Genomic DNA, 23,539 nt, shown 5'->3' on the forward strand with positions numbered 1-23,539 from the left:
ACCCGGGTATCCGTTCGTCACCCTGCGGGGACCCTCCTGCACGGCCCCGGACCGGCCGGAGCGTCAGCGCGGGCCGTGCCACCTGGGGAATCCCGGGGCCGCCGGGTACGTGTCAGCCGGCCGTGCCACCTGGGGAATCCCGGGGCCGCCGGGTACGTGTCTGCGTCCCGTGCCACCGGGTCGCAGGTGACCGCGATACGTGGGTGGGGCCGTGCAGGAGGGTCCCCGCAGGGGCGGGCGTACGACCCGGGTTCGTCTCCTCCGTACCCGGGTGTCACGCCCGTCCCGAGGAGACACTCCGGAGGGGCCCCACCCAACCCACCACCGGTCAGGCCGACGACCCGGTACGCGGTACGGCTACTTCGCGCAGACCGACTTGTCGGCTTCCACTCGCTGGATGTTCTCCGGCGCCTTGGACGGCGGGGTCAGCGGCGTGCCCGCCGCGGTGAAGTCCGGGCCCAGGGTCAGCTTCATCGGCTCCATCTCGCCCGCGTCCTTCGTCGTCGGCTTCAGGGCCGAGGCCGACAGGCCCATCAGGTCCGCGAGCTGACGGGCCTGGTCCGCCTGGTTGGGGGCGTAGACGAGCTGGGTCTTCGCGACCTTCTCGGGCGCGTTCGCCAGATTGCTGGACTTCAGCACGCCCTCCGAGTTCTGCAGCCAGTCGATGGCTTCCTGCGCGGACCCGGACGGCGCGCCGCCGTTGTAGACGTCGACCCGTACGTCCGCCGATGCGGCCCGGGGCCCCTTGAGCTTCGCCGCCGCCTGGGCCTTCTTCTGCTTCTTGACCTCGGTGAGGGAGATGTCCTCGCGGATCATCGAGAAGAGCTGCGGAGCCTTCGTCTTGTCCACGACGACGGTGGCCTTGACCTTCTCCGCCGGATTGTCGATGACCGGCACCGTCGTGAAGGTGATGTTCTTCATCTCGACGGAGCTCAACTCCATGCCCAGCTTGCGGAGTTGATTGATGTCCTTGATCCGCTCGTCGACGGTGAGCGCCTTGGTCGCAGCGTCGGCGAGCTTGAACATCTTCGTGGGGCTGGTGAGCGTGTCGTTGGACTTCAGCTTCCGCATCAGCGAGCCGAGGAACTGCTGCTGGAGCTCGATGCGGCTCAGGTCACCGCCGAAGCCGACGGACTTGCGGGTGCGCAGGAAGGCCAGCGCCTGTTCGCCGTCGAGCGTGTGGTCCCCCTTGGACAGCTTGAGGTGGGACTTCTCGTCGTCTATGTCCTTGGCCAGGCAGACGTCGACACCGCCGACCGCGGCGGTCAGCGTCTTGACCGCGTTGAAGTCCGCCACCATGAAGTGGTCGGCCTTGACGCCCGTCAGCTCGGTGATGGTGCGCATGGTGCAGCTGGGCGTGCGTTCGTACTGCCCCAGGCTCTCGTTGAACCGCTTGCCCGGTGTTCCCGCGATGTCCTTCGTCGAGCCGTCGCTCTGCCTGGTCGGGCAGTCCGGGATGTCGGTGATCAGGTCGCGGGGGATGCTCAGCGCGGTGGCGTTCGTACGGTCCTTGGAGACGTGCAGGAGGATCGTGGTGTCGGCGTGGCCGACGCTGCCGCTGTCGCCGTATCCCTCGTTGCCCGCACCGGTGCGCTTGTCCGTGCCGATCACCAGGACGTTGATCGCCCGGTCCTTGCTGAAGCCCCCGGTGCCCGCGCCGTCGTCGGGGACGGCGCGGATGTTGCTGTTGAAGTGCTGGTAGACGAGGTAGCCACCGGTGACAACGGCCAGCAGCAGGAACACCATGACGCCGCCGGTCCAGACCAGCGCCCTCTTCTTGTTGGTCTTCTGCTTGGACCTGCGGCGCCCGCTCTGCTGTTCGGCGAGCTGCCGGGAGGAGCGTCCGCGGGGCTGCCGGGACGACTGCGGGTCCGGGCGTCCGCGCTGCCCGGGCACCGTGGCCCGCTCGCCGTTGCCGGACCGGCGGCGCGCTGAGCGGCCGGGTGCGGAGGGGGTGGGCGGTTGCTCTGCGGACGGAGTCAGTCGCAGTTCGTAATCGCCGGTGTCCGGGTTGAGCACCCACTGGTCAGCGGGGTCGACAGCCTCGCCCCGACCACGGCCTTGCGCGTCCACGGTTCCCTGCTTCCTCCATCGGGTCACTCAGCCTATCCGCCCGGCCTCTCCGCCGATTCGGGGCCGGAAAGATCCTCACATCTCCCTGCCCGCGGGCCGGGCGCACAGGGTTCGCACGCCCCGGCCGATAGGCGGCCTTACTGAAGGACCAATCAGAAATGACCACATGGAATCCCCAAACAAGTCGTCAATTCTCCTATAGTTGCCGAGACTTGATCAGGAATAGTCAGCTCCAGTTATGACGTTCCGCCCTTCATGAACTGAAGCGTCCCGATTGTCCCGCCCTGTACCGTCCGCCCCAAGGACTCCGATTGCGCCCCATATTCCGGCCGACCGCACTCGCCCTGCTGGTCTCCGCAGCCGTAACCGGTTCCCTGTGTCTGTGGGCGGTTGCCGCCGCCCCCGCATCGGTACGGACCCCGCTGGCCTGGGGAGCGGGGTCCGCCGCCGTACTGCTCTGCGCCGCCGTGACCGTCGCCGTCCACTCCCTGCTCACCGCGCGCGGCCTGCGCGCGATGCGGGCCGCCGACGCCCAGCGGTTCACCACGGAGACCTCTCGGCTCGTCTCCTCGTCCGCCGCGGAGGCGCAGCGCTTCACCGCCGAGACCGCCCGGATCAGGGCCGCCGCCGCCACCGAGACCGCCCGGGTCAACGCCCAGGCGGCCGCCGAGACGGCCCGGGTCACCTCCGAGGCCGCCGCGGAGTGCGCCCGCCTCGGCGCCGAGGTGAAGCAGCTGACCGCCCGCGCCACCCGCAGCGAGACCGAACGCTCCGCGGCCGTGGCCGCCTGCGCCAACGCCGCGGGCCGGATGCAGGCCCTGGCCACGAGCATGCTGGCCGACCTCCGCGGGATGGAGCACCGGCACACCGCCGAGGACGTACTCGGTGATCTCCTGCACCTGGACCACCGCACCGCCCAGGCGGGCCGGCTGGCCGACTCCATCGCCGTACTGACCGGTGCACGCTCCGGCCGCCGCTGGGCGAAGCCGATCGTCATGGAGTCGATCCTGCGCGGCGCGATGGGCCGTATCGGCAGCTACCAGCGTGTACGTCTGCACTCCACCAGTGACGTCGCGATCGCCGGGCACGCGGCCGAGGGCATCATGCACGCGCTCGCCGAACTCCTCGACAACGCGGCGAACTTCTCGCCGCCCACCGCCGAAGTGCATGTGTACGTCGAGGAGGTGCCGGCGGGCATCGTCATCACCGTCGAGGACAGCGGCCTGGTGATGAGCGATGTGCAGCTGCGCCGCGCCCAGCGTGCCGTGTCGTCCGAGAACCGGGACCTCACCGGCATCTCCGGCACCCGGCTCGGGCTCGCCGTCGTCGGCCGGCTGGCCCGTAAGCACGGTCTCACCGTCTCCTTCCGGCCGTCCGCGCGCGGCGGCACGGGCGCGCTGATGATGCTGCCGCAGGAACTCATCTCCCGTTCCGGGGTTCCGGTGGCGGCCCCGGAGTTCCCCACACCCGTACCCATGGCACCGGAACCGGCGCCCACCGCCGATGCCGAAGCGCAGAACGAACCGCGGCCCGAACCGCAGGAAGCGCCGTACGAAGAGCCGCAGGAAGCGCACCGCTCCGCGTCGGAAACGACCGGCACGCTCCCCCAGTTCGGCGAGAGCGGCCTCCCCAAGCGGCGCCGCGGACGCACCCTCGCCGCCGCCGAATCCCGTACCGGCAACGTCACTTCCGACGACGCCGACTCCTCCCGGCCCCGTACCACCGACCCGAAGGTCCAGGCAGCCCGCTTCAGCACCTTCAGCAAGGCGGTACGAGCCAACTCCCCGCACCCGGAAGGCAACCCCCGATGACCGCGACCACCGACGAGAAGCTCAACTGGCTGCTGGAGGGGCTGCTCGACCGGACGCCCGGCGCCCGGCACGCCCTCGTCCTGTCCCGGGACGGCCTCAAGCTGTGCCGCACCCCTGAGCTCTCCGTCGACCAGGCCGACCAGCTGGCCGCGATCTCCGCCGGTATCCAGAGCCTGTCGCACGGCGCGTCCATCGAGTTCGGTGACGGCACCGGCGGCGTACGGTCCGCGATGGCCGAGTTCTACGGCGGGGTGCTGTTCATCGTCGAGGCGGGCGCGGGTGCCCATCTCGCGGTCGTCGCCTCGGAGGACTCCGACGTCGGCCTCGTCGGCCACAACATGAGCGAGCTCGTCGAGCAGCTCGGCGAACACCTCGTCGCCCCGCCGCGCACCCCCGCCGAAGCGGCGGCCCACGCGGCGGCCGCGGAAACCGCGGGCGTATGACGGCGGCGCCCCGTCGCCGCCCGGGCCGCGACGACGACCCGGACCGGCTCTACACCCTCACCGGTGGCCGTAGCAGGTCCGACTCGGCCGCCTTCGACCTGGTGACGCTCGTCGTCTCCGAGTGCGAGCCATCCCCCGGCATGCAGTCGGAGCACGTCGCGATCCTGCGGATGTGCGAGCGGCCCTCCGCGCTCGTCGAGATCGCCGCAAGCCTGAATCTGCCCGTCAGCATCGTGCGCATCATGCTGTGCGACCTGCTCGACACCGGCCGGATCAGCGCCCGGCACCCCCGTACTGCCCGTGTCGCGGACCGGCTCCCCGACCCCGACATCCTGGAACAGGTGCTCGTTGGACTCCGCAACCTCTGACCGTGACGCCCTGCAGGCGACGGCCGACAACGGACTGAAGATCGTCGTTGTCGGCGGCTTCGGGGTCGGCAAGACCACCATGGTCCGTTCCGTGAGCGAGATCCGTCCGCTCAACACGGAAGAGACCATGACCCGCGCGGGCGAGGCGGTCGACCACCTCGACGGCGTGCACGCGAAGACGTCCACCACGGTCGCCTTCGACTTCGGCCGGATCACGCTCGACGCACGCTCGGTGCTCTATCTCTTCGGCGCGCCCGGACAGGAGCGCTTCTGGTTCCTGTGGGACCGGCTGTTCTCCGGCACCCTCGGCGCCGTCGTCCTCGTCGACACCCGGCGGCTCTCCGACTCCTGGTACGCGATCGACCGGCTGGAGCACCACGGGACGCCGTTCATCGTCGCGTGCAACGACTTCGGCGGTCCGCTCCACAGCGAGCAGCAGATAAGGGAGGCCCTCGACCTCTCACCCGACGTACCGCTCGTCGAGTGCGACGCCCGGGACCGGTCGTCGAGCAAGTACGTGCTGATCACCCTGGTCGAACACCTCCAGGAGCTGGCTGCCGCCCGCACTACCGAGGCGGCCCTGACGGCAGCCCCGGCCGCCATGACCCCGGAGCCCACCCTGTGAACCAGTGCCCCGTGTCCCACGGCTCCGCACCCCTGCCCGTGCCGCTGTCCGGCCCGCGGTTCCAGACCGACCCCGTACAGCTGTACCGGGACATGCGCCGCGACCACGGCGCCGTCGCCCCGGTCGTGCTCGACGGCGGCGTACCCGCCTGGCTGATCCTCGGCTACCGGGAACTGCACCAGGTCACCAGCGACCCGGTGCTGTTCAGCCGGGACTCCGAACTGTGGAACCAGTGGGACCGCATCCCGGACGACTGGCCGCTGCTGCCGATGATCGGCCGCAAGCAGCCGTCGATCCTCTACACCGTCGGCGAACGGCACAGCCGGCGTGCGGCGATGATCAGCGAGGCCCTGGAGGGCGTGGACCCCTTCGCGCTCAAGCGGTACGCGGAGGAGTTCGCCGACGGTCTCATCGACCGGTTCTGCTCCACCGGCCGTACGGACATCATCGCCGAGTACGCGACGCTGCTCCCGGTCCTCGTCCTGGCGAAGATCTACGGCTTCTCCAACGAGGTCGGCGAGGCGCTCGTCGGCTCGATCAACGACATGATCGACGGCCGCGAGCGGGCGCTCGCGGGGCAGATGCATCTCGCCTCGTCCATGATCCAGCTGCTGGTCGACAAGCACGCCGAGCCCGGCGAGGACGTGGCGACGCGGATGCTCGCCAACACGGACGGCTTCTCGGACGAGGAGATCGCCCAGGACCTGATGGTCATGATGGCCGCGGGCCACCAGCCGACCGCCGACTGGATGGGCAACTCGCTGCGGCTGATGCTGACCGACGACCGGTTCGCCGCCTCGCTCTCGGGCGGCCGGCACAGCATCGGCGAGGCGATGAACGAAGTGCTCTGGGAGGACACCCCCACCCAGAACGTCGCGGGCCGCTGGGCCGCCCGCGAGACCCGCCTCGGCGGCCGCCACATCAAGGCCGGTGACCTGCTGCTCCTGGGCATCGCCGCGGCCAACGGCGACCCGCAGGTGCGCACCGACGGCTCGGCGCTCACCGGCGGCAACAACGCGTTCCTCTCGTTCGGTCACGGCGAGCACCGCTGCCCGTTCCCCGCGCAGGAGACCGCCGAGGTCGTCGCCCGTACCGGCATCGAGGTCCTGCTCGACCGGCTGCCGGACGTCGACCTCGCGGTGGCGGAGGAGCAGCTGACGCGGCGCCCGTCCCCGTGGCTGCGCGGTCTCACGGACCTGCCGGTCCGCTTCACTCCCACGCCCGCCCTCGGAGGCCAGCAATGACCCGGATCGTCCTCGACCCCTTCGTCACCGATCTCGACGCGGAGAGCTCCGCGCTGCGTGCGGCCGGACCGCTGGCCGAGGTCGAGCTGCCGGGCGGGGTGCACTGCTACGCCGTCACGCACCACGCCGAGGCGCGTGCGCTGCTCACCGACAGCCGCGTCGTGAAGGACATCAACGTCTGGGGCGCCTGGCAGCGCGGCGAGATACCCATGGACTGGCCGCTGATCGGCCTGGCCAACCCGGGCCGCTCCATGCTGACGGTGGACGGCACCGAGCACCGCAGGCTGCGCACGCTGGTCGCGCAGGCGCTGACGGTGAAGCGGGTGGAGCGGCTGCGGGCAGGCATCGAGGCGCTGACGAACGCGAGCCTGGACCGGCTCGCGGCGCTCCCCAAGGGGGAGACGGTCGACCTGAAGGCGGAGTTCGCCTACCCGCTGCCCATGAACGTCATCAGCGAGCTGATGGGTGTGGACGCCGCCGACCACCCCCGGCTCAAGGAACTGTTCGAGATGTTCTTCTCGACGCAGACGCCGCCGGAGAAGGTCCCGCAGATGATGGCGGACCTCGGTGCCCTCTTCACGAAGATCGTGGACGAGAAGCGGGCGAACCCGGGCGACGACCTGACCAGCGCCCTGATCGCGGCCTCCGAGGACGGCGACCAGCTCTCCGACGAGGAGATCGTCAACACGCTCCAGCTGATCGTCGCGGCCGGTCACGAGACGACGATCAGCCTGATCGTCAACGTCGTGGAGGCCCTCCAGACCCATCCGGAGCAGCGCAAGCGGGTGCTGAACGGCGAGGTCGCGTGGGAGAACGTGATCGAGGAGACGCTGCGCTGGAACACGCCCACCTCGCACGTCCTGATCCGCTTCGCGGCCGAGGACGTACCGGTCGGCGACCGGGTCCTCCCGAAGGGTGAGGCGCTGATCGTCTCGTTCGGCGCGCTCGGCCGCGACGAGGAGCAGTACGGGCCGACGGCGGGCGACTTCGACATCACCCGCTCCCCCAACCGCCACATCGCCTTCGGCCACGGCCCGCACGTCTGCCCGGGTGCGGCACTGTCCCGCCTCGAAGCGGGGGTGGCGCTGCCCGCGCTGTACGAGCGTTTCCCGGAGCTGGACCTCGCGGTGCCGGCCTCCGAACTCCGTAACAAGCCGATCGTCACCCAGAACGACCTGTTCGAACTCCCGGTCGACCTGGGCTGACACGGCTGCCGTCCACGAGCTGGAGCGTGCGTCTCATCCGACGGACAGGGTCCTCGACCGTCCACCGGACCGACTACGCTCCGGCTCGTGGCCGACATCCAGATCCCCGCTGACATCAAGCCCGCCGACGGACGTTTCGGCGCCGGGCCCTCCAAGGTGCGGACGGAGGCGCTCGACGCGCTGGCCGCCACCGGCACCTCCCTCCTCGGTACGTCCCACCGCCAGGCTCCGGTGAAGAACCTGGTCGGCGAGGTACGTGACGGTGTACGCAGCCTCTTCTCCCTCCCCGAGGGGTACGAGGTCGTCCTCGGCAACGGCGGCTCCACCGCCTTCTGGGACGTCGCGACGCACGGTCTGATCGACTCGAAGTCCCAGCACCTGACCTTCGGCGAGTTCTCGTCGAAGTTCGCGAAGGCCGCCAAGCTCGCCCCGTGGCTGGCCGACCCGACCGTCATCGCCTCCGACCCGGGCACCCACCCGGACCCGCAGGCCGAGGCGGGCGTGGACGTCTACGCCTTCACCCACAACGAGACCTCGACGGGTGTCGCCGCGCCCATCAAGCGCGTCGCGGGCGCCGACGAGGGCTCCCTGGTCGTGGTGGACGCCACCTCGGGCGCGGGCGGCCTGCCGGTCGACATCACCGAGACGGACGTCTACTACTTCGCCCCGCAGAAGTCCTTCGCCTCCGACGGCGGCCTGTGGATCGCGGCGTTCTCCCCGGCAGCCCTGGACCGTGCGGCGCGCATCCACGCGTCGGGCCGCCACATCCCGGAGTTCTTCTCGCTTCCGACGGCGGTCGACAACTCCCTGAAGAACCAGACGTACAACACCCCGGCCCTGGCGACGCTGTTCCTCCTGAACGAGCAGCTGAAGTGGATGAACACCCAGGGCGGCCTGGCCTTCACCACCGGCCGCACCGCGCAGTCGGCGCAGAACCTGTACGGCTGGGCGGAGGAGTCCAAGCACGCGACCCCGTTCGTCACCGACCCGGCGAAGCGCTCGCAGGTCATCGGCACGATCGACTTCGCGGACGAGATCGACGCCTCGGCGATCGCGAAGGTGCTGCGCGCCAACGGAATCGTCGACACGGAGCCGTACCGCAAGCTGGGCCGCAACCAGCTGCGCGTCGCGATGTTCCCGGCGATCGACCCGTCGGACGTCCAGGCCCTGACTGCCTGCATCGACTACGTGATCGAGAAGCTGTAGCGATTAAGCGATTTCGCCTACGGAACGGCCCTGCACACGCCACGTGTGCAGGGCCGTTTCTGCTTCACTCGACCGGGTGACCCGGCCGCTTGCAGGACGAAACCGGGCACGCCGTCCCACGATGATGTTCTCGACATCAACCGTCCCAGGAGGCCCGCAATGTCTGCGGCAACGGTCGAGAACCCCCATGGCGATGAGCCGGACCCCCTGCTCACAAGCGCCAACCGGCTCTCGCAGATGCTTCCGGGCTACCGCGTCGAGATCATCGGAGGCGCCATCACCGTGGCCCCGCCCCGGGACGGCCCGCACGCCGACGCACTGACCAGCCTCATGATCCCTTTCCTGGCCGCAGGACTTCACGGCGATGAGTCGAAGGTCCTCCAGGGAATCGGCCTGTGGCTGCCCGGTGGACCCGAGGACTACACCATCCCCGACCTCGCCGTCGTCGACGCCGATTACGACGATCACCGGGCCGAGAATGCCACCTATGACCCCGGCGTCTTCCGCCTGGTCCTGGAGGTCACCTCCAGCAACTATCAGAACGACCTGCGCCACAAGGTCGCCGCCTACGCCTACGCCAAGATCCCGGTGTACGTGATCCTCGACCGTCGCCACGGCCGCGTCCGTGTACTGACAGAACCCGTCGGCGGCACCTACGACCGACACGAGGCGTACGCCCCGGGCCAGCAGGCCGTGCTCCCCGTCTCCATCGGCGCCGAAGTAACCCTCGATGTCGCCGAGTTGGTCAAGGCCAGCCAGTCCCGCCCGTAACCGTTGTCAGTGGTCGCTGCTAGCTTCCCGCGCATGACGAAGACCGTGCCGTACACAGCCGGCGGCGAGAAGGAATCGCTGCACGCCAGCCTCAACAACCACCGTGAAGTGATGCTGTGGAAGCTGGAAGGGCTGGACGACGAACAGCTGCGCCGCCCCATGACCCCCACCGGGACCAATCTGCTGGGACTGGTCAAGCATCTCGCCACCGTCGAATACGGCTGGTTCTGCTCGTCGTTCGGCCGCGAGACCGAGAAGCTCTGGTTCGACCCGTACAAGAACGACATGACGGTCTCCCCGGACGAGACGACCGAGCAGATCCTCGCCTTCTACGGCCGTGCCCGCGCCGCCGCGGACCGGGCGATCGAGGAGATCGGCCTGGAGGAGACGGGCACCTCGTGGGACGGGAAGACCGTGTCGATGCGCTGGGTCCTCATCCACATGCTGGAGGACGTGGTACGCCACGTCGGGCACATGGACATCGTCCGTGAACTGATCGACGGGGCGACGGGCACCCACCGCACCGGCTGAGCCGGCCCGTCACACCCCCGCTGCCCTCGCCAGCACCTCCCGGAGCTCGGCGATGCCCGCCGTCCACTGCTCGCCCTCCCCGGAGTCTCCCCACAGCTCCGGGAGTTCGGACTCCTCGCCCACCACCCGGTCCAGGGCGCTCACCGCCAGACCGCGCAGCTCCGGGGCGAGCGGCGGCAGCGGCTCGTCGGGCCCGTACGGCGTGGTCACGGGGGCACCCCCCGGACACTGCGCGGCGACCAGCGCGGCGGCGGCCACCGCCACCACGGCCTCGTCGGAGTCGAGGTACTCCTCGCGCCCCGTCCCCGTCACGACCGTCAGCGCATCCCTGAGCAGGGCCTCACGCTTGCCGGACGGCGCGTCGTCCAGGTCACCGCCGAAGTCGGCGGCGGTGTCGTTGTCGAAGTGACCGATGTCCCAGGTGCCCACGGCGACCTCCCCCTCAGTTGGTGCCACCATCCTCGCGCGCACCACTGACAATCGGCTTGCGCGCCAGCAGGAACGCCTGCGGGGTCACCTCCGGGAAGTCGCTCTCGGTATCGATCTCGCGCACCATCCGGGCCGTCATCGTCAGCCCTGCCTCGACCAACAGCCCGGCCATCCATTCCGGTTGGCGACGGCGGAAATCGAGGTCGATGTCGCGCCCCCACGCCTCCGTCCGGCGCTTCACCCCGTCACCCGCCTGGAACCCCAGCAGAAGGTGACCTCCTGGGGCGAGCACCCGGAAGAACTCATCGAACGCCCCCGGCAGTTGCTCGTCCGGCACGTGGATCGTGGAGTACCACGCCATCAGCCCGCCCAGCCCACCGTCCGGCAGGTCGAGGCCGAGCATCGACCCTTCCTCGAACCGCAGACCTGGATGGTTCCGCCGGGCCACAGCAAGCATCCCCGGCGACAGGTCGATCCCGAACGCGTCCACGCCAAGACCATGCAGATGGGCCGTCACCCGCCCCGTACCGCAACCGACATCGGCCACGGGCCCGCCGCCCCCGTCCCGTACGAGTTCGGCGAATCCGGCGAGCATCGCCCGGTCCAGCGGCTTGGCGGCCAGTTCGTCCCGGAAGCGTTCGTCGTAGCCGACGGCCATGGTGTCGTACGAGGTCCGGGTGGTCCGGAGGAAGTCGAGTTCGGTCACGGTCGGGCACCCTACTCCGCGGGGACGGGCACCTGAAGAGCGGCTACGGAGACAGCGCGACACCGAGCGAATCGGCGCCCATCGCCTTCGGGGCGCCCTTCTCGTAGAAGACGTCGAGTTCGGTGATGGTGAACCCTGCGGCCGTCAGCATGTCGACGACCGGCCGGGTCAGGTGGCAGCCACCGAAGACCCGTTTGTTGATCGGCTCCAGCCGTCGCTGCCAGCGGCGCACGCTCTCGTCCTCTTCCGGGGCCAGCCCGTGTTCCACGAAGTGCAGCGTCCCGCCCGGCCTGAGGACGCGCCGCACCTCCCGCAGGGCGGCAGCGGCGTCGGGGATGGTGCACAGCGTCCAGGTGGACAGCGCAGCGTCGAAACTGTCGTCCTCGAACAGCAGCGCCTGACCGTCCAGACCGGTGCGCTCCACCGGGATGCCTGCCGCCCTGATGCGTTCGCCGGCGAGTTTCCATCCGACGCCTGAGGGCTCGACCGCGGCCACCTGGGTGACGGCCGCCGGGTAGAAGGGCACGTTGTGTCCCGTACCGAAGCCGATCTCGACGATGTTGCCGCTCAGGCCCTCACAGACTCGCTGCCGTAGAGGCACGGTCGTCTTCGCCCCGCAGGCGACATTGACGATGCGCGGCACGATCTGCTCGGCGTAGAAGCCCATCGTGACCTCCGGGTGTCATGTCCAGCATGGCACCGGTGCGACCTGCCCGCACCGACTCGGGCGGATCACCCGGCCCGGTGCCACCGCACCTCGCCGTCCTCCCACACCTCGGTGGGTGTGAGCCCTGCCGCCGAGGCCACAGCGGCGGATGCGGCGTGGTCGGGGTGGATGTGCGCGACGACCGTACGGACGTGTCCGCCCCCCAGCAGGTGCGCGACCAGGCCCGTCGCCGCTTCCTTGGCGTAGCCCCGGCACTGCCGTCCGGACCCGATCACCCAGGCGATCTCCGCCTGCCCGTCGCGCACCGTCGCCTGCACATAGCCCGCCAGACAGTCGTCGGTACGTACCCGGAGCACCCAGTTCCACCAGAGTTCGGCGGGGTCGGGTGATCCGGCGCTCTGGCGTTCGTAGCGGGCGCGCAGGGTGTCCGCGTCCTCCGGGGCGCCCCCGGTGAACGTGTACAGGGCCGGGTCAGCGAGTACGGCCGCCATCTCGTCCGCGTATCCGGTCCGCAGCGGCAGCGCGTCCAGACGGGTGGTGGAGAAGGGCGCGGGCTGGTTGGTCGTCGTCATAGGCCGCCGACCCTACGCCGACGGCTTCGAGGCTCTCGTGGGGAGTGCGCCGCAGGATGACGCGAGGCCCGGACCATGCGCCAATGGAGACATGGATACGAGCCCGGAGCTGAGCCGCTTCGTCAAGCAGTGGGCCGTCAACCTCACCACCCACAAGCGGGACGGCTCGGGCGTCGGCACCCCCGTCAGCATCGCCGTCGAGGGCGACCACGCCTACATCCGGACGTTCGCCGCGGCATGGAAGGCCAAGCGGATGCGCAACAACCCCGTGGTGGAGATCGCCCCGTCCACCGCGCGGGGCAAGGAGACGGGCCCGCAGATCAAGGCCCGGGTGCGCCTGCTCGACGCGGGGAGCGAGGAGAACGCCCATGCCGCCAAGCTGCTCGCCCACAAGCACCCGGTGGTGCACGGCGTGCTCGTCCCGCTGGCCCACAAGGTGATGCGCGACCGGACGGTGCACTACGAGGTCCGCCCGGTCACGGACAACTGACGGCGGCCCTCAGCCCTGCTTGCGCCGCCGGTTCATGAACACCAGGAAGCCCACCGCTGCGAGCAGCATCGCCCCGGTCAGAGTGGTGCCCTCCACCCCGCTGCCGCCGCTCCCGTCCCCGTCCCCGCCACCCCCGCCGGTGGACGTCCCCCCGCTGTCCTTCGACGGCGGCTTGCTGCCGCCCCCGTCGTCTCCCCCATCCCCCGCACCCACCCGCACCACATCGCTGCGCGCCCCCTCCGAGCCGAACATCAGCGCCGAACCGTCCGCCGTGTACGTCACCGACTCGGCCTGCCCCTGGAACGGTGCGTCCACCCGGTGGTCGTCGCCGATCCGGCCGTCCTCGAAGGCGTACCCGCGCGCGCTGAAGTAGGAGCGCAGCACCAGCTGCGTACCGTCCGGTGAGAACGCCCCGTCCGTCACCCACGGCACCTCGCCCACCCGCCGGAACACGTTGTTCCCGCCCGTGGAGAGCCGTGCGGGACCCTCGTACAGCCCGCCGCCGTCCTCGTTCTTCGATGCGATGTAGACCCGCCCCGTCTTCGGGTGCACCATCATCGCCTCGGCGTTGCGCGCCCCGTCCGCGTACGTCACGTCGAACTGCGTCGCCTGCACCGTGGCGTCCCGCAGCTGCTTCGGTTCGGGGAAGCGGTAGATCCAGACGTGGTCCCAGGACCCGTCGAGGTTGTCGCCGATGTCACCGACGTACAGATTCCCGTCCTGCCCGATCGAGACCGCTTCCACGTCGCGGGGCTCCCCCACCCCCCGCATGGTGATCGTCGCAACGGTCTTCCCGGTCCGGGAGTCGACGGCGTAGAGGTAGGGGCCGTCCTCGCTGTCGTTGTGCGTCCAGTAGACGCCCGGGTGGAGCCGGCTCGCGGCGAGGCCGCTGGACTCGGTGATCCGGGGGTCCTCGATCGTGAAGCTCTGGTCGGCTCCGTCATCGGCCACGGCCGGGGCCGCCCCCGTCAGGACGAGCAGGAGGGCGGCCCCGTAAGCAGTCAGATACGCACGCATGGCACAAGTGTCCATCGTCACGTCGCAGGCCGGAGCGTTGATCGGCAATGATTACGCCATGCGTTTTCTCTTCGTCGGCGACTCCATGACCATCGGGAGCTCCGGCGACTTCACCTGGCGCTACCGGATGTGGCAGCACCTCGAAGCGACGCTGCCCGGCGGATACGCGATCGTCGGCCCACGCTCGGAGCTGTACGACACCGGGGCGAACGCCCCCGTCTCGTACACGTACGGCGACCCCGCCTTCCCCGTCGCCGCCCGCCGACACCTGGCCGGCTGGGGCGAGGGCTGGCTCCACATGGCCCCGGCGATCGCGAACACGGTCACCGCGACCCGCGCCGACGTCCTGCTCGTCTCGCTGGGCCTGATAGACCTCGGCTTCTACACGGACAGTGAGCAGACTGCGGCGAACGCGCGGGCGTTCATCGCGGCGGCGCGCACCGCCAACCCGCACATCAAGGCCGTGCTCCTGCCCGTCATACCGAACATCCGGGCCGAGTCCGACGCCCCGTTCGCCGCCGAATGCGACCACTTCAACGTGCTCCTCGCCAAGGCGGTCGCCGACCTCGACGAGCCGATGTCCCCCGTCCTGCTGGCCTCGCGCCCGACGGCGTACGACATCCACGAGGACACGTACGACGGCACCCACCCCGGCCCGACCGGCGAACACAAACTGGCCGCCGCTTTCGCGGACGCGATGCACCAGGCATGGGGCGTCGGCGGACCCTACGCGAGCAGGTAACAGGCCCTCCAGGCTGCACAATTCGCCTGCGGCCTCCCGGCGGCCGATCATACGGTGGGTGCTTCACCGGTTGTGGTCGATCTGTTGCGGGGGTGGGTTCCATGGACCCGATTTCACTGGGTGTGCTGGCCGCGCTGGCCGGCGGTGCGGGCGGCGAGATCGGCCGCCAGGCGTGGGTGGGGCTGACCGGTCTGGTACGCCGCCGCGGTCCGGCCCCGGACTGCGTGGACGGCGCGTCGCCGGAGCCCGGCACCACCGAGACCGCTCTGGCGGCGCTGGAGGGCCGGCCCGAGGACCGGAACCGCGCCGAGGAGCTCGCGCAGGCGCTGCGCGCCCAGGTCGCGGCGGACGAGGCGTTCGCCCGTGCGGTACGGGTATGGGAAGCGATGTTCCATGCCTCCCTCACCGCGGACCCGGAGGCGGCGGCGGACCTGGAGGCAGCGGTCCAGGCCATCGCCCCGGAGGCGGGCACGCCGGGCGCGGTCCACAACGACTTCCGGGGCGCGACGTTCGAGGGCCCGGTACAGGGCAGCGGAACGCAGCACAACACGTTCAACCGGTAAGGCGGCGGGGCGGAGAGAAATGGGCGCCAAGAAGAAGTCCGGCAGGCACAGAGCCAACGGGCACGGGCACGGCGCAACCACCACGGCGAAGGTGGCACCCGGAACAACCTCGGAACTGCCTTGCGCGCCCTCTCCCGCTACGACGAAGCCCTCACCGCGGGCACCCGCGCCGTAGAGATCCTGACCGAGATGAACGACCAATTCCTCGCGGGCGAGGCCCTGGCCTAAGTGGCCGCCACCCTCGCCGCAGCCGACGCGGCCCCCGAGCAGATCCGCGAGACCTGGCTCCGCTCGGCCGCCTCCTACGAGCAGGCCGGCGCACCCGACGAGGCCGCCATGTCCCGCGCGAACGCGGCGCACCCGCCCGGCCCGTCGGGCGAGCCGGACAGGGACGCCGCGTAGATCCGTGCCCTACTCCGTCGTCAGCAACGTCAGTGCCAGGTACGTCAGTTCCCCCGACACATCCTCCGGCCTCGCCCGGCGCGGGCGGCGGCTGTGGTGGGCCATGAGTTCGAGGATCGTGTTGACCATCACGATGACGTCGGCCCTGTGGTCCGTGTTCACCGCCTCGCCCCGCCCCACGGCCCGTTCCGTCGCGGCGGAGTAGAACTCCACCCACGTCTCCCGCCAGCGCCGGCAGTGTTCGTCCACGGCCCGGCTGACGCCCAGCACCTCGACGAACGCCACGCGCGCCTCACGTGGATCACGCGTAACGGCGTTCACGTACGCGTCGAAGAGCCGCCGCACCCGCTCCTGCGCCGTGCACTCGTCGATGTCCTCGGCGAGCTGGACGTTCTCCGCCGCTCGCATCCCCTTCGTCGACACCCGGTTGTGCAGCGCGATCAGCAATCCCTCGGGGGAGTCGTACTCCTCCCGGAACACGGCCTCCGGCACCCCGGCCTCCGCGCACAGGGCGTCCACGGTCGTATCGGCGTACCCGTACACCCCGAACAACTCCAATCCGGCTACGAGCAGTTGTTCGCGAACAACTGCTCGAAGCCGGTCCCCCGACGCTCCGGTTCGCTGCTTCACCTTGGTGTCCGTCACCGGTCCTCCTCAGGCCAGGGGCACAGCAGAGGGGTTTGTCTCGCCTCTGCCATCGATGCCGAGCCATTCTCCTCGCCCGAGGGACAAGTCCACCATTCCGCCACACCAACGGCCTATCGAACGCGGCTCCGCATGCGCTTCCGGCGGCGAACGCAACCCCCGGGCCCCACGCCCTCGCTACTGGCCCACCCTGCCGTCGATGCACTCGCGCAACAGGTCGGCCTGCCCGCAGTGACGGGCGTACTCCTCGATCCTGTGCACCATCAGCTCCCGAACCGCGATCCCGTCCTTCCCCAGACGCTCGCCCAGATCCGGGTGCTCGGCCAGCGCGGCGTCGGTCGCGGCCTGCTCGCGCTCCAGATCGGCGTACGCGGCGTCGACCTCGGCCTGCTCGCCGACAGCCCCGTTGAAATCCGCGTCACGCTCGCCGTACAGCTTCGAGAGCCGCTCACCGTCGCTGATCCAGTTGCGCCAGTCCCGCTCCACCTCGGCAAGGTGCCGCAGCAGGCCGAGCAGCGACATCGTCGACGGCGGAACCGACCGACGGGCCAGCTGCTCCGCATCCAGGCCCTCGCACTTCATCCGCAGGGTCAAGCGGTAGTCCCTCAGGAATTCCTGCAGCGTCGCAAGCTCGCCGTCCGGGCTGACACCTTCGCTACTACGGGGGTCGTCGTCCGGGTCGGCCCACATGTCGGGGTAGGTGGTTGCCTGGGTCCATCGTGCGGGTTGATCAGTCATACGTTCCATCGTCGTCCGCGCGGACCCGGGCCCGCCACTAATTTCTCCGGCCGTTCACAGCAGCTCCTTCAGCCGCCGCAAGCTGCGTTCTCCCTCCCGGCGCACCCCCAGCGGCACCAGCGCCGCACGCCCCGGCACCCGTACCCCGCCGGTGAACGCCACCCTTGTGCCGTCGCCGTCCGGGGCCGCCGCGACGCCGAGCAGCAGAAACTGGCTCTGCAGCCAGCACCAGCCCGGCCGCTGCTCCCCGTACAACCGGGCCCGCATCCCGTACGCGCTGCGCGCCAGCGCCTCGACGCGCACCCCGTCCCGCCGTACGACCCGCAGGTTCCGCATGTCCGGTGCGATCCGCCCGAAGTCGCCCTCCAGGTCCGCCAGTAGAGCCCCCACGTGTTCGTACGGGGCGGCCACGAAACCCTCTGTGACAGAGCGTCCACGGTGAGCACCGAGGCGAGGAGTACGGCTGCGCGCTGCGCCGTGCGGTGGGGCATGGGGCCTCCTGCGGTAGGAATCGACACCCACCAGAGGAGGCGTACGCGGTATTCGTTCCCTCGGTCTGCGGAATTTCTGGAGCGAAAAACGGACCATCCACTCCTCAAGAGCTCCGGGCCAGGACGCCCAGCGTCAGTTCGTGCAGCAGCCCCGGGTCGACGTACGGCACCTCGGCCGTCGGCCGGGAGCGCCAGTCCAGCGGCCAGGTCGCCCCGTCCAGCGCGGGCACCCCGACGAACGCCGCCCCCCGCCCGTCCCGGCTCAGCGCCTCCGTACCCGGGGGCCAGCGGTAGGCGGCCACGGTCCGCGGCGGCAGCAGGAAGAACATGCTGCGCTCGCCGATCCCGGAGCGGACGATCGGTCCGGCCTGGAAGTCGGTGAACTGCATGATCTCGTACGCGATTTGCTCGCCGAGCAGACCGATCGCCCGCACCGCGTCGAAGTGGATTCCCGCGTGCCGCAGGGCGTGCCCGGAGGCGGGTACCCAGGTCGGTACCGGATCAAGTGAACTTCGCTGTTCCATGCGTACAGCGTTGCGGCGCACACGTAACGTGACCAGCACCACATGTAGTCCGTGAACAGCGGTGTACGTAAGAGGTGGGCCTGTGCACTCCAGTGATCAACGGGACAGCAACGCCGAAATGTTCGGCCAACTGCTGCGCCACTTCCGCGAACGGGCGGGGCTGTCGCAGGAAGCACTGGGCGCGCGGATCGGCTACTCCAAGTCCCAGGTGGCCATGGTGGAACGGGGCGCGCGGCCGCCGAAGGGGGCGTTTACCCAGCAGGCGGACGAGACGCTGGGTGCACAGGGTGCACTGCTCGCCGTCGCGCCGACCCTTCGCACCAGTCCGCTGCCACCCTGGTTCGCGGGTTTCGCTGAGGAGGAATCCGGCGCTGTAGCCCGCCACGCCTACGAGACCCACGTGATGCCGGGACTGCTCCAGACCGAGGCGTACGCACGAGCCGTCCTCGCTGGCCAGTACCCGACGTTTGACGACGATGAAGTCGAAGCCAAAGTGGCCGCCCGGCTCGCCCGTCAGAGCCTGCTGTCCCGAAGGCCACTCCCAGACATCAGCTTCGTCCTGGAATTGGCTGCGCTCACGCGTCCGATCGGCGGTCGACGAGTGCGGAGAGAGCAACTGCGCCACCTTCTCGATGTGGTACAGCTCCGACACGTAAAGATCCAACTGATGTCACCAGAACGAGAGAGCCACCCAGCGCTTGACGGCCCCTTCGTCCTCCTGGAGAACTCCAAGCGCCGCCAGCTGGCGTACATCGAGGGGCAGGGCGGAAGCTTCTACGTCACCCAACAGCCCGACCTGGGCAACCTGTTCGGCAAGTATGGCCTTCTGCGAGCCCAGGCATACACTCCCGAAGAGTCACGGGAAATGATCGAGAAGATGGCAGAGGAACTATGAGCACCGACCTCCACTGGTTCAAGAGCAGCTACAGCGGCAACCAGGGCGGCGACTGCGTCGAGGTAGCCCTCACCTGGTCAAAGTCCAGCTACAGCGGGAACGAGGGCGGGGACTGCGTAGAAGTCGCCACCTGCCCCCACACCGTGCACGTTCGCGACTCCAAGGATCTCGCCGTCCCCGCACTCGCCCTCTCCCCCGCCGCCTGGACGTCCTTCGTCGGATTCGCGGCCGACGCCTCCGCCTGAGCCACGTGTGGAGTAGTGACGTGTTCACGGCCAGGTCGTTAGCCGACCATGAACAAGCTCACCGCCGCTGTCGCGGCCGTTCTTCTCGGTACCGGCCTGGCCGGTACGGCCCACGCCACCGCCGAACCCGTCTCCGCCCCCTCCGGCGCACCGATCGCCGCTGAGGAATTCGAACTGGTCCTGTCCGTCAGCGGATCTGACGAGACCTGGTACCGCGCCGTCGTACTCACCTGTCCCGCCGTCGACAGCCCGGGTCACCCCGACCCGGCGGCTGCCTGCGCCGAGGTGGTCGAGGCGGGCGGGGACTTCGATGGGCTGCCCGGCGACCGCCACATGTGCACGAAGGAGTACGACCCGGTCACCGCCGAGGTGTTCGGTACCTACCAGGACCGCCCCGTGTCCTGGCGCAAGACCTATCCCAGCGCCTGTGTGCTGGACTCCGCGACCGGGACGGTCTTCCGCTTCTGACGGCGAACAGGGCGACTACGGCGAACGCGGCGGGGTCCGCCCTCAGCGCCCCGCCAACCGCTCCCCGCACTCGGCGCAGAACCTCGGCGCCGCGCCCTCCGCGACCCGGCCGCACGACGGGCAGACCCGGTCCAGCAGGCAGGGAGCCTCACCGCCCTCAGCCGAGGCCGAGGCCGAGACCGGAGGGCCGGCCGGGGACTGGATGGTGAGGGCGGGGCGGCGGCGGTGGACCGTCAGGTACGACAGGCCCTCCGGGCCCGCAGCCAGGGCGCGGCGGGAGGTCCGGGGCAGCCAGGTCACCGTCGTCGGGGTGAGGTCCAGGGTGTCCGGGCCCGTCGTGAGACGCCCGGAACCCGCGAGGACGACCACGAGAACGTCCAGGGTGTTCTCCTGGTGCTCGGCCACCTCCGCATCCGCCGGCAGGTGCACCAGATTGGCGTCCAATTGGCGGCCCGGCTCGGACAGTTGCCACAGGGAGCCGCGGTCGCCCGGGGCGATGGAGGCGAGCACGTCGTCGAGTACGGCCAGTACGTGCGGGGTCGCGTTCACGGCGTCCAGGCTACGCCGGGGGCACCGCAAAGAGGTTGCCGTGCCCCGTACCCTCCCGGATGATCGCTTGCCGTGACTACCACCGAACCTCCTCGCCCCGTCGCCCTGATCACCGGGGTGGGACGCACCGTCGGCATCGGGGCCGGGATCGCCCGGCGGCTGGCCGCCTCGGGCTGGGACATCGCGTTCACCTACTGGACGCCGTACGACAAGCGCATGGCATGGGGAGCCGAGGAGGGCGCCCCGGAGGCCGTGTCCGCCGCGCTGGGCGCGTCCGGGGCGCGGTCCACCGCCATCGAGGCGGACCTCTCGGGCCCCGATGCCCCGTCCAGGATCTTCGACGAGGCGGAACGCCGCCTCGGCCCCGTCACGGCTCTCGTCCTCAGTCACGCCGAATCGGTCGACTCGGGGCTGCTGGACACCACCGTCGAGAGCTTCGACCGGCACTTCGCGGTCAACGCCCGCGCCACCTGGCTGCTGATCCGCGAGTACGGGCTCCGCTTCCGCGCCGGCGCCGGGACCGGCCGGATCGTCGCGCTCACCAGTGACCACACCGTCGGCAACCTCCCCTACGGGGCGAGCAAGGGCGCACTGGACCGGATCACGCTGGCCGCCGCCCACGAGCTCGCCCATCTGGGGGTCACCGCCAATGTCATCAACCCCGGTCCGGTGGACACCGGATGGATGTCGGAAGAGATCCAGGAGGCCTGCGTCGCGTCCACACCGCTCGGCCGCCTGGGCACCCCGCAGGACACCGCCCACCTCGTGGAATTCCTGTGCTCCCCGCAAGGTCAGTGGATCAACGGTCAGTTGCTGAAGAGCAACGGCGGTTCCGCATCCTAGGAATGTCGAGTCGTTCGGCAAACTCCGTGGAACGACGGGGCCGTTCAGGTCGTTGCCGAATCGCAAGCCGTCGTAGGGCCGATCACGGGCCGCAAGAACCCGCCCGGCCTGCCGGACCCGACCGAGTGCAAGGGCTGCTGAGCCCGATCCAGAAGACGCAAGGACGCAAAGACACACCGTGGACCGCAAACCGGACGAAAAGTACCCTCCCATCGAGCCGTACGACCACGGCATGCTCGACGTCGGCGACGGCAACCTCGTGTACTGGGAGGTCTGCGGCAACCCGGCCGGAAAGCCCGCGCTCGTCGTCCACGGCGGTCCGGGTTCGGGGTGCACCGCCCGGCCGCGGCAGTACTTCGATCCCGAGCGGTACCGGGTCGTCCTCTTCGACCAGCGCAACTGCGGCCGCTCCACCCCGCACGCGAGCGACCCGGCCGCCGATATGAGCCTCAACACCACCGGCCATCTGATCGACGACATGGAGCGCCTGCGCACCCATCTCGGGATCGACACGTGGCTGCTGTACGGGGGTTCCTGGGGCTCCACGCTGATCCTGGCGTACGCCGAACAGCACCCGGAGCGTGTCTCGGAGATCGTGATCCCGGCCGTGACGACGACCCGCCGCAGCGAGATCGACTGGCTGTACCGGGGCGTGGGCGCCATCTACCCGGAGGCCTGGGACCTGTTCCGGGCGGGCGTACCGGAGGCGGCGGGGCCCGGCGATCTCGTCGCCGCGTACGCGCGCAGGATGGAGAGCCCCGACCCGGACGTACGGGCGAGGGCGACGGCCGACTGGTGTGCCTGGGAGGACGCGGTGCTCTCCCAGGAGACGTACACGGGCCCTCCCCCGTACAGCGGCCGCCCGGGCCACGCGCAGACGGCGCTCGTCCGGATCTGCTCCCACTACTTCTCGCACGGCGCCTGGCTGGAGGAGGGACAGCTGATCCGCGACGCGGGCCGCCTGACCGGCATCCCCGGCGTCCTGATCCACGGCCGCTTCGACCTGGGCGGCCCATTGATCACGGCCTGGGAACTGTCCAAGGCCTGGCCGGACGCCGAGCTGACGGTCATCGACAACGCGGGCCACCTGGGCGGAGCGGCGACCAGCCGGGCGGTGCTGTCGGCGCTGGACCGGTTCGCGCGAGAGGCGTAACCGGTCGACGGGCCACCGCCGCCTCTTGCTTCGAGCGCGCTCGAAGGCGTTGGCTTGGTGGTCATGAAGTACACGCAGCTCGGACGCACGGGACTCAAGGTCAGCCGGCTCGTCCTCGGGACGATGAACTTCGGACCGCAGACCAACGAGGCCGACAGCCACGCGATCATGGACTCCGCCCTGGAGGCAGGGGTCAACTTCTTCGACACCGCGAACGTCTACGGGTGGGGGGAGAACAAGGGGCGCACCGAGGAGATCCTCGGTACCTGGTTCGCCGAGGGTGGTGACCGCCGCGACAAGGTCGTCCTCGCCACCAAGGTCTACGGCAACATGGCCGCCGACGGGGATGCCTGGCCGAACCACGACAAGCTCTCCGCGCTCAATATCCGCCGGGCCGTCGAGGCCAGCCTCAAGCGGCTCCAGACGGACCACATCGACCTGTACCAGTTCCACCACATCGACCGGTCGACCCCGGTCGAGGAGATCTGGCAGGCCATCGACGTACTGATCCAGCAGGGCAAGATCCTGTACGCGGGCTCGTCCAACTTCCCCGGGTGGAAGATCGCCCAGACGAGCGAGACGGCCAAGCGGCTCGGTTCGTACGGTCTGGTCAGCGAGCAGTGCATCTACAACCTGATGCAGCGGGGCGCCGAGATGGAGGTCATTCCGGCCTCGCAGGAGTACGGCCTCGGCGTCATCCCGTGGTCGCCGCTGCACGGCGGACTGCTGGGCGGCGCGATCCGCAAGGAGCGCGAGGGCGGCGGCGCCCGGTCCACCTCGGGCCGCTCCGGTGAGGCGCTGGCCGATCCGAAGGTGCGGGCGCAGATCCAGGCGTACGAGGATCTGCTCGACAAGCACGGGCTCGAGCCCGGCGAGGTGGGTCTGGCCTGGCTGCTGACCCGGCCGGGCGTCACCGGGCCGATCAGCGGCCCGCGCACACAGGAGCAGCTCGACTCGGCATTGCGCGCGATCGAGCTGGAGCTTCCGGACGAGGTGCTGGCCTCACTGGAAGAGATCTTCCCGGGCCCGGGGCCGTCCCCGGAGAACTTCGCCTGGTAGCCGGTAGCCGGCGCAGTCGGTAGCCGGCGCAGTCGGTACGGCCGTGGCGGCCGCCGTCGTCATC

General features: G+C 70.0%; 30 protein-coding genes. 19 read left to right on the forward strand and 11 right to left on the reverse strand.

What is annotated here, in order from left to right; genetic code table 11:
* Window positions 1-357: 357 nt before the first annotated feature.
* Window positions 358-2,073 carry an LCP family protein gene (locus ACFT7S_RS34580; protein WP_382739092.1) on the reverse strand — a complete coding sequence of 572 codons (1,716 nt, stop codon included), beginning with the start codon at window positions 2,071-2,073 and terminating at the stop codon, window positions 358-360.
* Window positions 2,074-2,384: 311 nt separating this feature from the next.
* Here ACFT7S_RS34580 and ACFT7S_RS34585 point away from each other — a divergent pair, with 311 nt between their 5' ends.
* The 9 genes from ACFT7S_RS34585 to ACFT7S_RS34625 all read left to right on the forward strand — a co-directional run bounded on the left by ACFT7S_RS34585 (window position 2,385) and on the right by ACFT7S_RS34625 (window position 10,277).
* On the forward strand, window positions 2,385-3,884 hold the full coding sequence (locus ACFT7S_RS34585; protein ID WP_382739095.1) for an ATP-binding protein: 1,500 nt from the start codon (window positions 2,385-2,387) through the stop codon (window positions 3,882-3,884).
* Window positions 3,881-4,327, forward strand: coding sequence for a roadblock/LC7 domain-containing protein (locus ACFT7S_RS34590; RefSeq protein ID WP_382739097.1), 447 nt, complete (start codon window positions 3,881-3,883; stop codon window positions 4,325-4,327). Before ACFT7S_RS34585 ends, ACFT7S_RS34590 begins: the two co-directional genes overlap by 4 nt.
* On the forward strand, window positions 4,324-4,695 hold the full coding sequence (locus ACFT7S_RS34595) for a DUF742 domain-containing protein (RefSeq protein WP_382739100.1): 372 nt from the start codon (window positions 4,324-4,326) through the stop codon (window positions 4,693-4,695). The genes ACFT7S_RS34590 and ACFT7S_RS34595 overlap by 4 nt, the downstream gene beginning before the upstream one ends.
* Window positions 4,676-5,320: an ATP/GTP-binding protein gene (locus tag ACFT7S_RS34600; RefSeq protein WP_382739103.1), complete on the forward strand. Its 645-nt coding sequence runs from the start codon at window positions 4,676-4,678 to the stop codon at window positions 5,318-5,320. The genes ACFT7S_RS34595 and ACFT7S_RS34600 overlap by 20 nt, the downstream gene beginning before the upstream one ends.
* Window positions 5,317-6,564, forward strand: a complete 1,248-nt coding sequence (locus ACFT7S_RS34605; RefSeq protein ID WP_382739105.1) for a cytochrome P450 — start codon at window positions 5,317-5,319, stop codon at window positions 6,562-6,564. Before ACFT7S_RS34600 ends, ACFT7S_RS34605 begins: the two co-directional genes overlap by 4 nt.
* The gene (locus tag ACFT7S_RS34610; protein ID WP_382739108.1) at window positions 6,561-7,769 is read left to right on the forward strand and encodes a cytochrome P450; all 1,209 of its coding nucleotides are present in this window, start codon (window positions 6,561-6,563) and stop codon (window positions 7,767-7,769) included. Before ACFT7S_RS34605 ends, ACFT7S_RS34610 begins: the two co-directional genes overlap by 4 nt.
* A gap of 87 nt (window positions 7,770-7,856) precedes the next feature.
* Window positions 7,857-8,975: a phosphoserine transaminase gene (gene serC, locus ACFT7S_RS34615; RefSeq protein ID WP_382739111.1), complete on the forward strand. Its 1,119-nt coding sequence runs from the start codon at window positions 7,857-7,859 to the stop codon at window positions 8,973-8,975.
* A gap of 159 nt (window positions 8,976-9,134) precedes the next feature.
* Window positions 9,135-9,746, forward strand: coding sequence for a Uma2 family endonuclease (locus ACFT7S_RS34620; protein WP_382739114.1), 612 nt, complete (start codon window positions 9,135-9,137; stop codon window positions 9,744-9,746).
* A 33-nt stretch (window positions 9,747-9,779) separates the two neighbouring features.
* On the forward strand, window positions 9,780-10,277 hold the full coding sequence (locus tag ACFT7S_RS34625) for a DinB family protein (RefSeq protein ID WP_382739117.1): 498 nt from the start codon (window positions 9,780-9,782) through the stop codon (window positions 10,275-10,277).
* A gap of 9 nt (window positions 10,278-10,286) precedes the next feature.
* On the opposite strand, the gene ACFT7S_RS34630 is transcribed toward ACFT7S_RS34625, so the two are convergent.
* From ACFT7S_RS34630 to ACFT7S_RS34645, 4 genes are all read right to left on the reverse strand, one after another.
* The gene (locus tag ACFT7S_RS34630; protein ID WP_382739120.1) at window positions 10,287-10,706 is read right to left on the reverse strand and encodes a DUF4259 domain-containing protein; all 420 of its coding nucleotides are present in this window, start codon (window positions 10,704-10,706) and stop codon (window positions 10,287-10,289) included.
* Window positions 10,707-10,719: 13 nt separating this feature from the next.
* Window positions 10,720-11,412 (reverse strand): class I SAM-dependent DNA methyltransferase, encoded by a 693-nt coding sequence (locus tag ACFT7S_RS34635; protein WP_382739123.1) that lies wholly within the window; start codon window positions 11,410-11,412, stop codon window positions 10,720-10,722.
* A 43-nt stretch (window positions 11,413-11,455) separates the two neighbouring features.
* Window positions 11,456-12,079, reverse strand: a complete 624-nt coding sequence (locus ACFT7S_RS34640; RefSeq protein ID WP_382739126.1) for a class I SAM-dependent methyltransferase — start codon at window positions 12,077-12,079, stop codon at window positions 11,456-11,458.
* A gap of 65 nt (window positions 12,080-12,144) precedes the next feature.
* The gene (locus ACFT7S_RS34645) at window positions 12,145-12,651 is read right to left on the reverse strand and encodes a GNAT family N-acetyltransferase (protein ID WP_382739128.1); all 507 of its coding nucleotides are present in this window, start codon (window positions 12,649-12,651) and stop codon (window positions 12,145-12,147) included.
* 91 nt (window positions 12,652-12,742) lie between these two features.
* Between ACFT7S_RS34645 and ACFT7S_RS34650 the strand changes: the two genes are divergently transcribed.
* Window positions 12,743-13,141 (forward strand): PPOX class F420-dependent oxidoreductase, encoded by a 399-nt coding sequence (locus ACFT7S_RS34650; RefSeq protein WP_382739131.1) that lies wholly within the window; start codon window positions 12,743-12,745, stop codon window positions 13,139-13,141.
* A 9-nt stretch (window positions 13,142-13,150) separates the two neighbouring features.
* Here ACFT7S_RS34650 and ACFT7S_RS34655 read toward each other — a convergent pair whose 3' ends face one another.
* Window positions 13,151-14,158 carry a WD40 repeat domain-containing protein gene (locus tag ACFT7S_RS34655; RefSeq protein WP_382739134.1) on the reverse strand — a complete coding sequence of 336 codons (1,008 nt, stop codon included), beginning with the start codon at window positions 14,156-14,158 and terminating at the stop codon, window positions 13,151-13,153.
* Between ACFT7S_RS34655 and ACFT7S_RS34660 the strand changes: the two genes are divergently transcribed.
* The 3 genes from ACFT7S_RS34660 (at window position 14,157) to ACFT7S_RS34670 (ending at window position 15,865) form a co-directional block, all read left to right on the forward strand.
* Window positions 14,157-14,900 (forward strand): GDSL-type esterase/lipase family protein, encoded by a 744-nt coding sequence (locus ACFT7S_RS34660; RefSeq protein ID WP_382739137.1) that lies wholly within the window; start codon window positions 14,157-14,159, stop codon window positions 14,898-14,900. The two genes, ACFT7S_RS34655 and ACFT7S_RS34660, sit on opposite strands and share 2 nt — an antisense overlap.
* 101 nt (window positions 14,901-15,001) lie before the next feature.
* Entirely contained in the window at window positions 15,002-15,463 is a 462-nt protein-coding gene (locus ACFT7S_RS34665; protein WP_382739140.1) for a hypothetical protein, read from the forward strand.
* 228 nt (window positions 15,464-15,691) lie between these two features.
* On the forward strand, window positions 15,692-15,865 hold the full coding sequence (locus tag ACFT7S_RS34670; RefSeq protein ID WP_382739142.1) for a hypothetical protein: 174 nt from the start codon (window positions 15,692-15,694) through the stop codon (window positions 15,863-15,865).
* A gap of 9 nt (window positions 15,866-15,874) precedes the next feature.
* Here the strand turns inward: ACFT7S_RS34670 and ACFT7S_RS34675 are convergent, their stop codons facing one another.
* The 4 genes from ACFT7S_RS34675 to ACFT7S_RS34690 form a co-directional block, all read right to left on the reverse strand.
* On the reverse strand, window positions 15,875-16,510 hold the full coding sequence (locus ACFT7S_RS34675) for a TetR/AcrR family transcriptional regulator (protein WP_382739145.1): 636 nt from the start codon (window positions 16,508-16,510) through the stop codon (window positions 15,875-15,877).
* A 177-nt stretch (window positions 16,511-16,687) separates the two neighbouring features.
* On the reverse strand, window positions 16,688-17,257 hold the full coding sequence (locus ACFT7S_RS34680; protein WP_382739147.1) for a DinB family protein: 570 nt from the start codon (window positions 17,255-17,257) through the stop codon (window positions 16,688-16,690).
* Between the two features lie 45 nt (window positions 17,258-17,302).
* A complete protein-coding gene (locus tag ACFT7S_RS34685; protein WP_382739150.1) occupies window positions 17,303-17,659 on the reverse strand; it encodes a hypothetical protein in 357 nt (118 codons plus the stop codon).
* A gap of 184 nt (window positions 17,660-17,843) precedes the next feature.
* Window positions 17,844-18,263 (reverse strand): hypothetical protein, encoded by a 420-nt coding sequence (locus ACFT7S_RS34690; protein WP_382739153.1) that lies wholly within the window; start codon window positions 18,261-18,263, stop codon window positions 17,844-17,846.
* An 82-nt stretch (window positions 18,264-18,345) separates the two neighbouring features.
* On the opposite strand from ACFT7S_RS34690, the gene ACFT7S_RS34695 reads away from it, so the two are divergent.
* From ACFT7S_RS34695 to ACFT7S_RS34705, 3 genes are read left to right on the forward strand one after another with little or no spacing between them, the layout of a single operon-like run.
* On the forward strand, window positions 18,346-19,158 hold the full coding sequence (locus ACFT7S_RS34695) for a helix-turn-helix domain-containing protein (RefSeq protein ID WP_382739156.1): 813 nt from the start codon (window positions 18,346-18,348) through the stop codon (window positions 19,156-19,158).
* Entirely contained in the window at window positions 19,155-19,403 is a 249-nt protein-coding gene (locus tag ACFT7S_RS34700; RefSeq protein ID WP_382739159.1) for a DUF397 domain-containing protein, read from the forward strand. Before ACFT7S_RS34695 ends, ACFT7S_RS34700 begins: the two co-directional genes overlap by 4 nt.
* Before the next feature lie 48 nt (window positions 19,404-19,451).
* A complete protein-coding gene (locus ACFT7S_RS34705; RefSeq protein ID WP_382739162.1) occupies window positions 19,452-19,871 on the forward strand; it encodes an SSI family serine proteinase inhibitor in 420 nt (139 codons plus the stop codon).
* A gap of 42 nt (window positions 19,872-19,913) precedes the next feature.
* Here the strand turns inward: ACFT7S_RS34705 and ACFT7S_RS34710 are convergent, their stop codons facing one another.
* A complete protein-coding gene (locus ACFT7S_RS34710) occupies window positions 19,914-20,420 on the reverse strand; it encodes a hypothetical protein (protein ID WP_382739164.1) in 507 nt (168 codons plus the stop codon).
* A gap of 72 nt (window positions 20,421-20,492) precedes the next feature.
* Here ACFT7S_RS34710 and ACFT7S_RS34715 point away from each other — a divergent pair, with 72 nt between their 5' ends.
* From ACFT7S_RS34715 to ACFT7S_RS34725, 3 genes are all read left to right on the forward strand, one after another.
* Window positions 20,493-21,263: an SDR family oxidoreductase gene (locus ACFT7S_RS34715; protein ID WP_382739166.1), complete on the forward strand. Its 771-nt coding sequence runs from the start codon at window positions 20,493-20,495 to the stop codon at window positions 21,261-21,263.
* Window positions 21,264-21,441: 178 nt separating this feature from the next.
* Entirely contained in the window at window positions 21,442-22,416 is a 975-nt protein-coding gene (gene pip / locus ACFT7S_RS34720; protein WP_382739169.1) for a prolyl aminopeptidase, read from the forward strand.
* Window positions 22,417-22,479: 63 nt separating this feature from the next.
* Window positions 22,480-23,475, forward strand: a complete 996-nt coding sequence (locus tag ACFT7S_RS34725; protein WP_382739172.1) for an aldo/keto reductase — start codon at window positions 22,480-22,482, stop codon at window positions 23,473-23,475.
* Window positions 23,476-23,539 lie beyond the last annotated feature (64 nt).

It is taken from the genome of Streptomyces sp. NPDC057136, assembly GCF_042670885.1.
Lineage (GTDB): Bacteria > Actinomycetota > Actinomycetes > Streptomycetales > Streptomycetaceae > Streptomyces.

Coding starts and splice junctions, on each gene's coding strand:
- ACFT7S_RS34590 (WP_382739097.1), top strand. CDS start 3,881: ATGACCGCGACCACCGACGAGAAGCTCAACTGGCTGCTGGAGGGGCTG.
- ACFT7S_RS34595 (WP_382739100.1), top strand. CDS start 4,324: ATGACGGCGGCGCCCCGTCGCCGCCCGGGCCGCGACGACGACCCGGAC.
- ACFT7S_RS34610 (WP_382739108.1), top strand. CDS start 6,561: ATGACCCGGATCGTCCTCGACCCCTTCGTCACCGATCTCGACGCGGAG.
- ACFT7S_RS34620 (WP_382739114.1), top strand. CDS start 9,135: ATGTCTGCGGCAACGGTCGAGAACCCCCATGGCGATGAGCCGGACCCC.
- ACFT7S_RS34625 (WP_382739117.1), top strand. CDS start 9,780: ATGACGAAGACCGTGCCGTACACAGCCGGCGGCGAGAAGGAATCGCTG.
- ACFT7S_RS34640 (WP_382739126.1), bottom strand. CDS start 12,079: ATGGGCTTCTACGCCGAGCAGATCGTGCCGCGCATCGTCAATGTCGCC.
- ACFT7S_RS34645 (WP_382739128.1), bottom strand. CDS start 12,651: ATGACGACGACCAACCAGCCCGCGCCCTTCTCCACCACCCGTCTGGAC.
- ACFT7S_RS34650 (WP_382739131.1), top strand. CDS start 12,743: ATGGATACGAGCCCGGAGCTGAGCCGCTTCGTCAAGCAGTGGGCCGTC.
- ACFT7S_RS34660 (WP_382739137.1), top strand. CDS start 14,157: ATGGCACAAGTGTCCATCGTCACGTCGCAGGCCGGAGCGTTGATCGGC.
- ACFT7S_RS34655 (WP_382739134.1), bottom strand. CDS start 14,158: ATGCGTGCGTATCTGACTGCTTACGGGGCCGCCCTCCTGCTCGTCCTG.
- ACFT7S_RS34665 (WP_382739140.1), top strand. CDS start 15,002: ATGGACCCGATTTCACTGGGTGTGCTGGCCGCGCTGGCCGGCGGTGCG.
- ACFT7S_RS34680 (WP_382739147.1), bottom strand. CDS start 17,257: ATGGAACGTATGACTGATCAACCCGCACGATGGACCCAGGCAACCACC.
- ACFT7S_RS34690 (WP_382739153.1), bottom strand. CDS start 18,263: ATGGAACAGCGAAGTTCACTTGATCCGGTACCGACCTGGGTACCCGCC.
- ACFT7S_RS34700 (WP_382739159.1), top strand. CDS start 19,155: ATGAGCACCGACCTCCACTGGTTCAAGAGCAGCTACAGCGGCAACCAG.
- ACFT7S_RS34705 (WP_382739162.1), top strand. CDS start 19,452: ATGAACAAGCTCACCGCCGCTGTCGCGGCCGTTCTTCTCGGTACCGGC.
- ACFT7S_RS34725 (WP_382739172.1), top strand. CDS start 22,480: ATGAAGTACACGCAGCTCGGACGCACGGGACTCAAGGTCAGCCGGCTC.